This is a genomic window from Ruegeria sp. B10 (assembly GCF_056539825.1).
In genome coordinates, this window is the sequence record NZ_JBQFVP010000017.1 from 49,552 (window position 1) to 62,568 (window position 13,017).

16 protein-coding genes are annotated in these 13,017 nt (G+C 53.5%); 4 read left to right on the forward strand and 12 right to left on the reverse strand.

Annotation, left to right across the window (positions count from 1 at the left end):
- The 3 genes from ACR0J4_RS20425 (at position 1) to ACR0J4_RS20435 (ending at position 2,755) form a co-directional block, all read left to right on the forward strand.
- Positions 1 to 603 carry an amino acid synthesis family protein gene (locus tag ACR0J4_RS20425; protein ID WP_170667839.1) on the forward strand — a complete coding sequence of 201 codons (603 nt, stop codon included), beginning with the start codon at positions 1 to 3 and terminating at the stop codon, positions 601 to 603.
- A gap of 497 nt (positions 604 to 1,100) precedes the next feature.
- On the forward strand, positions 1,101 to 2,249 hold the full coding sequence (locus ACR0J4_RS20430) for an AAA family ATPase (protein WP_029622285.1): 1,149 nt from the start codon (positions 1,101 to 1,103) through the stop codon (positions 2,247 to 2,249).
- Between the two features lie 92 nt (positions 2,250 to 2,341).
- The gene (locus ACR0J4_RS20435; protein WP_170568171.1) at positions 2,342 to 2,755 is read left to right on the forward strand and encodes a hypothetical protein; all 414 of its coding nucleotides are present in this window, start codon (positions 2,342 to 2,344) and stop codon (positions 2,753 to 2,755) included.
- A gap of 52 nt (positions 2,756 to 2,807) precedes the next feature.
- On the opposite strand, the gene ACR0J4_RS20440 is transcribed toward ACR0J4_RS20435, so the two are convergent.
- From ACR0J4_RS20440 to ACR0J4_RS20485, 10 genes are all read right to left on the reverse strand, one after another.
- Positions 2,808 to 2,984: a hypothetical protein gene (locus ACR0J4_RS20440; RefSeq protein ID WP_157769979.1), complete on the reverse strand. Its 177-nt coding sequence runs from the start codon at positions 2,982 to 2,984 to the stop codon at positions 2,808 to 2,810.
- A gap of 572 nt (positions 2,985 to 3,556) precedes the next feature.
- Entirely contained in the window at positions 3,557 to 4,003 is a 447-nt protein-coding gene (locus tag ACR0J4_RS20445; RefSeq protein ID WP_010443799.1) for a hypothetical protein, read from the reverse strand.
- Positions 4,003 to 4,230, reverse strand: a complete 228-nt coding sequence (locus ACR0J4_RS20450) for a DUF3955 domain-containing protein (protein ID WP_170568172.1) — start codon at positions 4,228 to 4,230, stop codon at positions 4,003 to 4,005. The genes ACR0J4_RS20445 and ACR0J4_RS20450 overlap by 1 nt, the downstream gene beginning before the upstream one ends.
- Complete coding sequence (locus tag ACR0J4_RS20455) at positions 4,214 to 4,987, reverse strand: hypothetical protein (RefSeq protein WP_170603540.1); 774 nt, start codon at positions 4,985 to 4,987, stop codon at positions 4,214 to 4,216. Before ACR0J4_RS20455 ends, ACR0J4_RS20450 begins: the two co-directional genes overlap by 17 nt.
- A 159-nt stretch (positions 4,988 to 5,146) precedes the next feature.
- Positions 5,147 to 5,437 (reverse strand): hypothetical protein, encoded by a 291-nt coding sequence (locus ACR0J4_RS20460; protein ID WP_170418286.1) that lies wholly within the window; start codon positions 5,435 to 5,437, stop codon positions 5,147 to 5,149.
- A gap of 145 nt (positions 5,438 to 5,582) precedes the next feature.
- On the reverse strand, positions 5,583 to 6,098 hold the full coding sequence (locus ACR0J4_RS20465) for a DUF805 domain-containing protein (RefSeq protein WP_029622284.1): 516 nt from the start codon (positions 6,096 to 6,098) through the stop codon (positions 5,583 to 5,585).
- 321 nt (positions 6,099 to 6,419) lie between these two features.
- A complete protein-coding gene (locus ACR0J4_RS20470) occupies positions 6,420 to 7,154 on the reverse strand; it encodes a hypothetical protein (protein ID WP_010443788.1) in 735 nt (244 codons plus the stop codon).
- Positions 7,155 to 7,268: 114 nt separating this feature from the next.
- Complete coding sequence (locus tag ACR0J4_RS20475) at positions 7,269 to 7,595, reverse strand: hypothetical protein (RefSeq protein WP_170418283.1); 327 nt, start codon at positions 7,593 to 7,595, stop codon at positions 7,269 to 7,271.
- A 5-nt stretch (positions 7,596 to 7,600) separates the two neighbouring features.
- On the reverse strand, positions 7,601 to 8,122 hold the full coding sequence (locus ACR0J4_RS20480; protein ID WP_010443783.1) for a hypothetical protein: 522 nt from the start codon (positions 8,120 to 8,122) through the stop codon (positions 7,601 to 7,603).
- Between the two features lie 53 nt (positions 8,123 to 8,175).
- Positions 8,176 to 8,733 (reverse strand): hypothetical protein, encoded by a 558-nt coding sequence (locus ACR0J4_RS20485; RefSeq protein ID WP_010443781.1) that lies wholly within the window; start codon positions 8,731 to 8,733, stop codon positions 8,176 to 8,178.
- Between the two features lie 211 nt (positions 8,734 to 8,944).
- Here ACR0J4_RS20485 and ACR0J4_RS20490 point away from each other — a divergent pair, with 211 nt between their 5' ends.
- The gene (locus ACR0J4_RS20490; protein WP_480668807.1) at positions 8,945 to 11,323 is read left to right on the forward strand and encodes an autotransporter family protein; all 2,379 of its coding nucleotides are present in this window, start codon (positions 8,945 to 8,947) and stop codon (positions 11,321 to 11,323) included.
- A gap of 88 nt (positions 11,324 to 11,411) precedes the next feature.
- Here the strand turns inward: ACR0J4_RS20490 and ACR0J4_RS20495 are convergent, their stop codons facing one another.
- Together ACR0J4_RS20495 and ACR0J4_RS20500 are read right to left on the reverse strand one after the other, a co-directional pair.
- Positions 11,412 to 11,795, reverse strand: a complete 384-nt coding sequence (locus tag ACR0J4_RS20495; RefSeq protein ID WP_170667840.1) for an SdiA-regulated domain-containing protein — start codon at positions 11,793 to 11,795, stop codon at positions 11,412 to 11,414.
- Positions 11,796 to 11,841: 46 nt separating this feature from the next.
- Positions 11,842 to 12,968, reverse strand: a protein-coding gene (locus ACR0J4_RS20500) for an IS3 family transposase (protein WP_170747426.1) whose coding sequence is annotated in 2 segments (ribosomal slippage) — positions 11,842 to 12,704 and positions 12,704 to 12,968 — 1,128 coding nt in all. Because the reading frame shifts where the segments join, the coding sequence is not laid out codon by codon here.
- Positions 12,969 to 13,017 lie beyond the last annotated feature (49 nt).

Here is a 13,017-nt window from a genome sequence, read left to right on the forward strand (position 1 = left end):
ATGATCCCCGAATTGCGCAAGGTAGTCACCTTTGATGAGGATATTCACACAGAAGGAGGCCGACCTTCGGAACCCGTGTGGCGCATGATCGGCGTGGCAGCGGTGGTCAGAAACCCTTGGGCAGGACGTGGCTTTGTCGATGATCTTTCACCAGAGATTCAGCGCATGGCGCCAGTTCTGGGAGAGATGCTCACCAACAGACTGATCGCTCTGGCGGGGTCAGGCGATGCGATAGAAGCCTACGGAAAAGCCTGTATCGCCGGGACAAGTTGTGAGATTGAACATGCCTCCGCGCTTATTCACACCCTGCAGTACGGAAATTATTATCGTGAGGCAGTGGGTGCAAAAAGCTATCTCGGTTTCACAAACACGCGAGGGCCCGCGAACACCCAAATTCAGATCCCGCTGATGGACAAACATGATACCGGGCGGCGGTCGCACTACCTGACCGTCCAGTTTTCAATCTACGACGCGCCGGATGTGGATGAACTTGTTGTGGCTCTGGGGGCATCAACCCGTGGTCGCCCGCACCACCGGATCGGCGACCGATACTCAGACCTCGCTGCCTTGGGAAGGGATGTGGAGAACCCGGCTGGGGTCTAGTTTGTTACGATGATGATGCGTATCAGGTAATTGGCTTGAGGCAAGTTGTTGTCTTCGATGCAGACCAACTCAGCACGAGAGCTGACAATCAACAAATAAGGATTGGGCGCAAAATCGCCAACGACCGCCGCCTCCTTGATGGGGTATTCTGGGTCGGCTAAACCGGAGTCACTTCGCGTTCAGCCGGAAGCGTTTAGAAATGCTCAGACACTCATCATCAGGCAGCGAGCGCCAAACATGGAGTTCGCTCAGGGACACCAACCTCATAAAAAGCGGCTTTACAACTACTACCCACCTCCCTTTTTCTAGTGCGTCTAGCTCATTTGGACAGAAATAACAGCAAGGAAGTTTGTTCCATGCAACTGTGTCAGCCACAGACAAAGCTCTCATTCGCAGCGGCTACATGAAAGCCTTAATCAAAACCTGTTGCGGACATCCTGTGTTTAGTCTGATAGGTCGTCTGTTGATGTGTGATCGCCGGAGCCGGAAAGACTGAAATGCTTGTTACAGTTGCTGTCGCCGGTTATCGATCTCTCCGAAATCTGGTTCTGCCACTTGCTCCCCTGACGGTAATTACCGGTGGCAATGGGGTCGGAAAGTCGTCGCTGTATCGCGCGCTTCGAATGTTGAGCGAGGTGTCACAAGGTAGTGTCATCTCTACACTCGCGTCTGAAGGAGGGTTGGGCTCCACAATGTGGGCGGGGCCTGAAGTGCTGTCTCGAGGGATGAAAACGGGTGAAGTACCCATCACCGGAACGACTCGGAGCAAACCAGTCGGCCTAAAGCTTGGCTTTGCGTCCGAAGACTACGGGTACGCAGTCGAGCTTGGATTGCCAGCAGAAACCTCAGCCTTTTCTAATGATCCTGAGATCAAGTCCGAAGCATTGTGGATCGGCGAGACATTGAGCCGACACAACGCGCTTGCAGAGCGCCGTGGCCCGTGTGTACGGGTACGGTCGGAGTACGGTTCTTGGAACCAGGCGGCCACTACCCTTCCACCGTTTGACAGTATGATGACCCACGCAGCCGATCCGAATAACGCATTAGAGCTGCTGCATTTACGAGACCGTATGCGGAATTGGCGGTTCTATGATCAACTTCGGACTGATCGTGAGGCCCCGGCCAGAAGGCAACAGGTCGGCACCCGAACTCCAATTCTTGCAAGTGACGGCTCGGACCTGGCGGCAGCTATTGAGACAATTCGGGAAATCGGCGATGTGGCAACACTTGAAAAGACCGTCATGGACGCATTTCCGGGAAGTTCAATTGAGGTTCATGCGAAAGATGGGTTATTCAGCCTCACAATGAAACAGCACGGGTTGCTGCGCCCGCTCAGCACTGCGGAATTGTCGGATGGGACCCTGCGATACCTGCTCCTCGTGGCGGCCTTACTGACGCCACGACCTCCTAGCCTGATGGTCCTAAATGAGCCCGAAACAAGCCTGCATCCTGACTTAATCCCACCTCTAGCTCGGTTGATCAAAGAAGCCTCCGCGCGAAGTCAGATCATCGTCGTTTCTCACAACCGAGCGTTAGCCAAAGCTTTGAGCAAGGGTAATGCGCTCACGCATCACCTCGGCAAAGCCACTGGGGAAACCTTTGTCGAAGCGGCGGAACCCATACCTTGGTCGTGGCCCAAACGATAGCCTTTAGGGAAGTGCTAACAACGCGCGCGATTGAGTTGTGCGTTACACGGAATCGCCTTGACCCACACTTACCTCGCGCGCGATATAACCGCATGGTTTCCAAATCTACGGTACAACTTGCCACTATCTTGTATGGCTTGAGTTCATCGATTGTAGTGGCCGAAAAGGTTCATTTTTCTGGACTCTATGTCCCGGAAGGTCTTTCGTGCGCGGAAGGCGCGCGGATTTCGGAGGAATATGGGGACCTTCGTGCCGGATACGTCATCTATGACGACGAGGGGCGCAAATCGGACGACGGGTCTTGTGCTTACGCTCAAGTTCAGGCTCTTCGCGGAACCGCGGTGCAAATCGTTGATCTGGCCTGCTCATTTGACGGTGCAACCTATTCTTACCGCCAGCTCTTAACCCCGCTTGAGAAAAATAGGCTGCTGGTTGTAAACTCACCAGACGAAGAAACCTCCACTTACCAGATCTACACTTTATGCGGATGGGTTCCTGAGAGCTGAATGCGGTAGCGCTCTCCCGGCGACTTCGTGAACTAGTCTTAAAGGAAACTCATCAGGCGGTTGGCCACACTAGATTTAGCAAAAGAATAACGACTGCAAAGGCGACCGCAAGTGTCAGCCGCTGTCTTCCCTTGCTCTTTCCGTCAAGGACACCGGTAAGCTGCATTAACCAATAGGTGGCGTAAAGTAAGGCACCAGAAGCAAGCGCGTGCGCGACATCATAGTTCATAGGTTTTCCGTCATTTGATGATTCCATAAATCTCAATGATGAGTGCAGATTCCCGTTATTTCCATGGCTAAGATGATCTCCGGGCCGTATTCTGCATAACCTAAATCGGTGCAAGGTTAGTTACATCTGGGTCGCCCGTTGAAAAGCCCCTCTATGGCCCACTTATTTCCCTGCGGCGTCGCAATCAAAGAATAAGGGCAACGATACTAATAGGGCTCGAACGTAGTAGATGACGTATTCGCTAGGGTAGAACATAAAATGTCGTTTTCTACATTCGTCGTTGCGTTGGTTACAATCGGTTGCGTGCCTGTGAATTCGACAATCCACTAGTATGCTCGCCGACCATCGTTGAGCCGCTCGATATTGCTGGGCGGACCCTGATCCAAAACCACCGACAGGGTGTCCTGTCACGCGCCGCCTTGCCGGACGGAATCTGCACATCCCGCCAGAAGCAGAAAGCTGAAGATCAAGGCTGCGGCAGAGAGTGCTATCTAAGTTTTTCGACAATAGATTTTCCTCTAGCAGACCCGCACAATTGTTCTATTTCGATGCAGGAAGCTGCGCTAGCTGAGTCATTGGTATTCACGCACCGCGAGATCGGCGGCCTCCTTGGGAAGGATGAGGTTCCATCGCCTGTTCGCGATCTCCTCTCTGACCGTCACGGCGCTAACCATCCTGTTCCCAACTCGCAGCTCAAGGTCCTTTCCGATCTTCGCTCTTGTCAGGCCCGCCACGGCGAAAGCAGCGTCTTTGTTTAGCTCGAGCCGAAGGATCACTTGCTCATTGCCGGTCTCTTCGGTGCTCATTTCGCGGACAGCAGCAGGCATTAGAGCAATCGGGCCGATGGAAATCCAGTCAGGAAATCGCTCTACCACGCATACCGGGTAGTCCCCTGGATGTCTTCCACCGCCGAGGTCCAGGCAGTTGTCCTCCTGTACGGCCAGCTGTACACGCGCGCCCGCCCAGAACGCGGCAGTCACCAGCACTACCATCGCCGCGACTAAGGCGAAGAGCCGCATTAACGGTTCCAAAAATAGAGAAACAGCGACGTCAGAAGCATCGCCACTGCACCTAAGGTGAATATCCATCCAAGGCCGAGAAGGAAAAACGCTTCGCGCAGCACTCCGTCCTCGTCAATCTGCACACCTTGCACCCAATAGAGGACCCATAAAACCGCACCAATGGTCAAAGAGAACAGCGCCGAGATCAGGGTCACTTTCGCGGCGCGCCTAGTTGCACTGATCATATCGATAGTCTCCGTATTCGATCCAACGCTCTGAACCATCTTCAAAAACGAGAAACTCGGAACGGTCCTGGCCCAAGAGAGCGACGATAAAGCCACGCGGCGGCTCTGCATTGCCGAAGTAGCTGTAGGACGTCATTGCGTCCATCGTTTCACCGTTGACCGTAACACGCGCGTCCCAGTCGCTGCCGGTGTCGACAATGGCATATTCGATCTGTCGCTGAGTGCCGCCCCCGCCGCAGTAGACTACGCCTTCAGGTGCTTCCGGAAGGGAACCTGAACCCGACGAGGCGAGGTTACTACAACTGCGTTTCAACGAACGGATGGCCGCCGAAGACCCCTTCAATTCGAGGATCGCATACGAAATGTCCTGATCGGTCATAGAGAGATTGAGCGTCGCGTTAGCGGCAATCTGATCCAGAACAAACACGTAGTCATTGGCGTCATTGAACTCAATTTCGACGGGGTAATTGTCCACAACCCGGAAGGAACTGTTGGCCCGCCCGGCCTGAAACGCACCGACTTCAGCTGTGCCGTTGCTCATGAATCGAAACGAAAGCCCCTGCTTGTTCACGATGTCTTGGCTGTCTTCATAGCCTGCTGGAGCAAACCGTATGCGGTCGCATTGCAGTTCTAAAGTGATATTGTTCGCCTGAATGAATGCATTAGGGCTTGGGCCTGAACTAAACTGCCAATCTGCCATTGCCGACAATGGAGCAGCGAGCAAAAAGGACGTAAATAATGTGGAAAGCCAGTTCATTTATGACCTCATTATTGTAGAGAGCGAAACCGGCGGCTGCCGGTGTTCAAATTCGTGAGAGCCGGTTGACTCATCAACCTAGTGCCCAAAGCCACACCCGCTTCACATCTTTTTTCCTCTTGGAATAGGCGGCTCTTTAGACCGCCCGCTTCAAAGAGCTTATCCCTCACCCATGAAGAACACGGACGTGACAGCGCCGGACGGAGTCGTCTCGCAGACCCAGAAATTTTGCGCGCCGGGTACGTTCATGAGCAGGCTAAAGCCATCGTCAAGGCGAGTAACGTCGTTCACTGACGAACCGGTGACACCGACGGTAGAGTTGACATCTGCGACGCAATTGGCGCGCGCGACGGCCTCACCGTCACCAGAGCCGGGTTGCGTCGTCTCGACACAGCCTGCGACAGCCGTTGCAACGAAGACTGCAAGGCCAATTTTTGAATAGTTAGACACTTATTCCCCCCAATTTGATTCTGTTGGTTGTTGACAGTCGGAATAGCGAGACCCGTGCAGGCAAACCGTAGATTCTTCCTTAGTATTCTCCCAAACAACTTTACTACGTCCCCGCAAAACCTCTGACCAAGTCTGCGTCATAGCGTCAAACTGGAGCGGGACCGTATGCATTATCGCCTTCTTGTGACGGTCGACTCAGCCACCAGATCATGAGCACTGAGAGTATGAGTTGCAGAATACCGACAACCATCAACCCGGTGACACCGAGGAAAGCCGCTGGGCCCCTCAGAGTTTCAGGATCATTCGCGCCTTGCTCGAGCGCAGAGAACACTGCGATGCCACTGAACAGCATGAGCACAGTCGCGATGCTTAGTGCTGCAGGCAAAAGCAAATACCAGCCCGGTCGTCCTGTGTCGTGCAGTCGACGCCATCCAGCAGCCAGCATGGGTATTAGAACGGCAAGCTGAAAAATTGGGGTCAGGACTTGGATGCCTTGTCCGGTTTCGGGATCCGTCCCAAAGATTGATGCGTCGACGATTGCAAAGACGAGGCTTACGAGAACAACAAACAGCACAAACCACCAGTACTCAGACCTCACTGCACGCCCGGAAAAAACAAAGTACTTTCCAAAGCACGTTTTGGTTGCTTGAACAAATCCCATATTTCCGAACTCCTTAGAGCGGCGGCCCGATCTCTCTGAAATCATGGACCCTACTCCACGGCTTAGTCAATCGCCTTGGCACTGCTCCCTCAAAACCGGTGAGTGTCCAAATTCGCCACCTTAGAATCTTCTCTGAAGCAGCGCTCGGTTTCCCTGCTGCGGTAGTACAAAATGCACCTGGTAATCCCGACCCATACCGTGGCCTCCGTGTCACCTCATCATGCTTTTTGAGTGAAGCACGCTTCTGGGGTAAACCAGACGCGAAGACGCACGCACTCTTTCTCGGGCGTCGATACTAAACTGTCAGGTGGGGTCGGCCGGTCAAAATGTGGGCGCGCGCCGCCATTCGGGATCGAGAGCCCGCAACTCTTGCAGGGTCCCCGCGCCATGCGCTGCGCCATAGAGGACAACGACGTTACCCGGAGCGGCATCGATCACGGCTGCCAAGTGCCTGTTACGTGCGTCAATTGTGATCTGCGTGACCCGCGCGGGGTCCGCAGTCGGCAGAACGAAGTCTCTCATGGGCGTCGACAGGTTCTCTTCGCTGATTTCGAGTGGTCCAATCAGCATTTCATAGGCGTCTGCGATTTGTGCTGGTGTCAGATCCACGTTCACATCCTGACCACCGGGGAAGCCAAGGAAAGCCTCGTTGTCCTGTGCAACAAGACCGTCCGACACGTTCTCGGCATAGAAGGCCGGCGAGGGAAGCATGCCCAGCATTGCGCGTATCCTTAGTTTGTCGGCGACGCTGGCCGTGTCGAAGTCGATAAACTCGTAATAGAGGTCCGCTCCATTTAGCTTGAGGCGTTCGACCTCAGCGGCAATACGATCATAGAAAGGCTGCTCGGCGATATGGATCATGGGGATGAAATACAGGCTTCGCTCGCCATTGGTGAAGGTAAAGCGTTTTGCGCCACCTGCAGATCCATCGACAATGAAGTCTTCCTCGGTCAAGGTGCCAATGTCGCCAGGTGGACCCTCGGGTATAGGATCCCCCGCAGCGTTGTTCCCGATCACAGCTGCAGCCAATAGTGAGATGGCAAACGATGTTGACAACTTTTCTCTGAAAGATTTCGTTGCACTCCTCGCAGTGGCCGTGATTCTTGTAATGGTTGCCATTGTTGTGGGGACGCAAGAAAAAATGAATTGGGACGCGGACATGGATGTTTCTTACCTTCGCGGTACGCTGAAAAATGTGTAGCTGTTCGTCTGGGTCAGGATTGGCACACCAGTCTGTGCCATGAGTTCATCCATATCCGTCGAACCGGTTGAACACGCTACAAGATCGGCAGCGTCGTCTAGGAAATCGAGGGTAAAAGCGCTTTCGCCAACGAGGCGGCAATCATCAGCAGCGCTTCTGTAGCCGCGGACGAAGATCAATTCCGGATCAGGTTCGCTTATGGCAACCTCAGGAGTAGTTTCAATGCACCCCGAAACAGCCAGCACCGATGCGATAGTGCCGATATTGAGCATAATCATTTCGAGGTGTCGTTTCAAATACGCTACTCCCACTCTGCGCGCGTGCTGCGCCACACCTTTTCTTCTGCATCCCATACGCTGGCTACGATGCAGGGCGTTGGGTTGATACCTTCACACTGCGAGCCATGCACATCCGCCAGAAGCACCCGGAACGGGCCGATGTTCGCCATCTCCCAACCCTGATTGAGAAGCGAAAACGCACGATCCTCGATCAGGAAATGGGACATGCAACCGCCTGTACCACAATAGAGTGATGCAGCGGTCGAACACGAGAATCCACTTTCGTCCAGCCCCCAGTCCCGCTGGAGGTCTCCGTCCAGATCCACGCGGCGAACCGCACCGAACTCCAGGGCGAACTGTCCGTTCTCGAATTCAGAACAAGCCCTTTGGGCGGCTTCGACCTTTTCGGCCAACCGCGCCGGCAGCGCAGACCAATCTTGTGCAATTGCTGGACCAGTGTTGAATGCCGTCAAGATTGCACAGAGAAAGAACGCCCATTTCCGGGCATCGTCGCGGTTGCTCTTTCTGGCTATCTTAGTCTCCATTTTCGATTCTCCATCATGTACCTAAGGTTCCGCTGCATGGTTCGCCGGTGTTGTCACCGAATTCGATTTAGTTTCGTCACCATCACTGAAGACAAGGAATTTCGACCGTTCTTCGCCAAACAGCCCGAACTGGAACCCTGTCGGCGGCTGTGATCGAAAAAGCTGTGCGACGTCATCGCGCGAATGGTATCGCCATCAAAAGCAACGCTTACACTCCAAGGGTCGTCTGGCTCTCTCACGAAAGCGTTGTCGATGACCTTCTCTGCGGCACCATTTCCGCAGCAGACTATGCCTTCAGACGCTTCCATGATCCGAGATTTCGACACGCCGGAGTTGCAGGCTAAGCGCTGGGAATTGACCGCCGTGGACGAGCCTTTGAGCGTGGCGAAACCGATATCCAGTCCAACTTTCCGCACTTCCACCTTGGGGCTCCTTTCCCTGCAGAAGAGTACATCTGCAGTTCGCCGCGACGCGTGACAGTTGGGAGCAAACATCATCCGCGCAATCCATAATTCGAACACTGGCATTCGACAACTCGCTGCACTTTGCTTGAACGGCCGCTTTAAGCGCTTCGTCGCAGCAGACGGACGTAACTGGTGTGCTTTCTGCATGCGCGAATACTCCGGGCAGAGTTCTTGCAGTTTCGTGAGTAAATTCTATCGCGAGGCGAATAATCTTCAAGCGGCACTGTTGCACCGCGGCCCCCCATCAAAAACCATTTGCCATAGCGGTCTTTCATTCGAATATTTTTTTGTGCTCAAATATTCTCCGGATGATCGCAAAAGGTTGTGGCCGCGTTTGTGAAGTTAGTGGGGAGAGCTTATGGAAACAAAGGATCGAGTTCAGGCAAGCGTAGCGCCGTACGTTGATCGCGCACTTTTCACTAAGCTCACACTCGGAGCCTTGGCGTACTTCTTACTGCCCGGCATTGCCCAGGCCCAAAGTTCGCAATCTTGCGCTGAAGTTGGTGCTCCGCGTCAAGAATACACTGCTGGAACAGAGACCATTCTTAGCGGGCAGACGATATCTTCTACTGTTAAAACCTGCCTGCCAATTCCAAACGGGCCCATCACGGCGCTTCTGATTGGTAATTCCACCATAACGCCTTCTGGGGAAATTGAGCTGTATGTCCCGGGGCAGAGTCAAAATCCAGACAGAGCATCGGTACTGACTTTGTTGAACGTCGATGTCGCGGCAGGGAGCGGCGACTTTGTTTCACGGGAGGCCCTGACGACGCAAATCAACGGCAGACTACGAGTCAATATTGTAGGGACTTCGATAGGATCAGGACGGTCCATGACATTTGCGCCCGCAAATGGGAGTGATGTTGACCCAACCGAGGTATTTTTCCAATCAGACACGCCGTTAACTTACGATAATTTGACAGTAACAAACGCGACGGAAATCGCGTTTGGTGTGATCAACATTCAGACAAGAAGCGCTCAAGCGTCTGATTTTACACTGACCAACAGTTCAATGTCGGCCACCAGCAATATGGTGATCGGTGCTGGTTCAACACTTCGGCTTGACGCGTCCAGCAGCTTAACCACGGTCGATTTTGATAACTTTGGTACTCTGGCCGGCAACGGCACCGTGAACGCATTCAATTTCAACGTGAGAAATGGCGCTGTTCTTTCACCGGGCTCCTCGATTGGGACGTTGAATATTAATAGTGCAATTTCCTTCGCTGCGGGGTCGACGATTTTGTCGGAAGTCGACCCCGCAGCGGCACAAAAAGCGGATCTGGTTTCGTCAACAGACGCAGTCACTGGTATCAACAACGCCACCATACAAGTCGAAGCCGCTCGTCCAGGCTTGACTGCGCAGGACTATGCTGCTGGCAACGACTACACGGTTTTTCAAGCCTCGCGTTTCGATGGAAACTCCCCAACTCTTGTTGCCGGAGGATCTCTGCCCGCCCTATCCAGTCTGAGTATCTCAAACACGCCAACCGCAGACGGTAGAATTGATATTGCGTTTTCGACCCTCCCCGTTTCGAGTTTACCGCAACATCCATCAGTTGTTGGATCTCCCAATGCAAGCAACCTTGCTGGTGCGGTGGCCAACACCACAAACACGTCTCCAGGAACCAACCTGACCAACGGCACAACCTTGGGCAACACCGTTAACACGCTTACCAATTCAGGCCTGGCTGGGTTTAACCGTGTGCACGCAGAACCCTATTCCTCCAATTTGACCGTTGGGCTTGAGCAACTTGACCTGATAACCAACACTGTGCTGAGCCACGCTGACTGCCGCAAGTATCAAGCGGTTGGCTTCAGCAATGCGGATCAACCCGTTGCAGCAGGCGAAATCGACACGGCCCTGAGCCCGAGTGGCGCAATTGACTGCTCTGATCGGCGCTGGTGGATCGACACGGCCTATGTGAGCGGGGACGTTGATGGAAGTAACGGCCTTGGGACATTCGACTATTCGCTGGGCACCATTTTGGTTGGAGCGGACGTCGCAAGTACGGATCGAGGTGTGGTCGGCGTTTACGCAGGCTTCGGGACATCCTCCATGGATGAGCACGATCAAGTCGATCAGGACTTTTCGACCGACAGCTATCACGTGGGCGTCTATGGGCGTACGACAACCGGAACATGGGAGTTCTCTGGGCTGATCGGTTACATGTTCGGTGAAACCGACGCCAAGCGGCGAAACCCTTCTGTTGATGGCTTTACGGGCGGCGAAGCAAAGTCAGATTTGGACCAAGAGGGAATCCACGCCGGTATCCAGGCACGGAAGCTGTTTAGCCTGGACAACGGTGCTAGGGTTTCTACGGTTTTTGGATTGAACTACGGACGCATCAGACAAGGCTCAGGCACAGAAACCGGCGGTGGCGATTTCAACTATTCCATTGAAAAAGCGAACGCAGAGTCTCTGGTCGCTTCCATTGGAGTTGACTATCAACAGGACTTCTTGACAGCGAATGGCTTGCTAACCCCAATCGCCTTTGCCCGGTATGAATATGACTTCTTTGCCAACAAGGACAATGAGCACGAAATCACTGTAACAAGCCCGATATTTGGCACGTTCACGCAAGTCGGTCAAAACCGAGGAGCAAACGGCTTCGTTCTTGGTCTGGGGCTAGGGTATCAGATCTCTGATCTGGCCAGACTAACGGCAGGATATGGCTATTCAGTTCGCTCCAACGGCCAAGAACATGGCCTCGGTGCAAACTTAAGCGTTCGGTTCTGATTAGGGCGGACCGACGAAGAGGAGTGGTAAGCTAGCTGCAACAACTTGCGGAAGCTATCGTGGCGGTGTGAACTTCATTCTCTAGCGATCAAAATTTGGGGATATTAAAAACATAAAGCCGCGATTTCTTGGCATCGTCTGTCAGGATATAGAGAAGCCCTTTGGTCTCATCGAGAGCGATTCCTTCGGGATGTTTAACTTCCTTTTGTTTGCCATCTTCTGTGAACGTCAAACTGATAGACTTTACGGACTTGAACTCTGGATTGTAGATGAAGATTTGACGTCCTTTGTCGCTCAAAATCCAAAGAGAACGTGAGGACGGGGACCAGGCTAAGCCGCTCAAATCCAGTTCATCGTCATTCACGCGATCAGACACAAAACCAGATTCGCGATACAAAGGGATGATTTCATCAATCTCAGTTAGCTCTGGTGACAATACTAACAACAGCCGCGGCTGCCCTTCGATAACCACGAATACTCGCCCTGAGCAGCCTCATCTGACTGGTCCAAGTTGATTGTTAGTGCATCGTCGGCCTGTAATCCATTGGGATAATGGTTTCAGGTGCTGGCGGGCGATAGCCCAATGCACTGTGGGGCCGCTTTGTGTTGTAGTGTCTCCTCCATTGTTCGATCAGAATTTGAGCTTCGCGTAGGCTGTAGAAGACTTCACCGTTGAGTAGCTCATCCCTGAACCTGCCATTGAAACTTTCACAGTATCCGTTCTCCCACGGGCTCCCAGGTTCAATGTAAGCCGTCTGGGCGCCAACTGCGGTGATCCAGTCTCGGACGGCCTGGGCGATGAATTCTGGCCCATTGTCTGAACGTATGAAGCGGGGTGCACCCCGCAGTATGAACAGATCCGTCAGGGCATCGATCACATCGACCGAGTTCAGCTTGCGCTTCACTCTAATCGCCAGGCACTCCCGGCTGTGCTCATCAATGATGTTCAGCGTCCGAAAAGCTTTGCCATCGTCAGTTCGACAATGAACGAAGTCATAGCTCCATACATGATTGCGATACTCCGGCCTCAGCCGAACACACGAGCCATCGTTCAGCCAGAGCCGTCCTTTCTTCGGTTGTTTCACTGGCACTTTCAGCCCCTCTCGTCGCCAAAGCCGTTCAATTCGCCCATCGCTGACAGACCATCCAGCCTCTCTCAGCAGTGCAGCGATCCTGCGATAGCCATATCGGCCATATTGACGGGTCAGCTCGATCATGTCGGCCACCAATCGGTCTTCGTCTGCGCGACCTTGTGGGACACGCCGTTGCGTGGACCGGTGTTGTCCAAGCACGCGGCAGGCGCGTCTCTCGGAAACGTTCAGCTGGTTGCGTACATGGTTAATACAAGCACGACGACGAGCGGGGCTCAGTAGTTTCCCTTGGCCGCCTCCGCGAGGATCAGTTTGTCCAAAGTCAGATCTGAAACCGCGCGTCTCAACCGCTCGTTCTCTTTCTGAAGCCGCTTGAGTTCTTTCAACTGATCTACACCCATTCCGCCGTACTTCTTTCGCCAGCGGTAATAGGTTTGTTCAACAACGCCGATCTGTCTGATCGCATCAAGACGGGACATGCCTTGCCCCATCAGAACTTCAACCTGCCGTAACTTCAAGACAATCTCTTCGGGCTTCGGTCTCTTGTCTGCCATTCTTAGTCCTCCGTTTCCTGAACATAACGGTGGACCCGTTCAGTTGGGG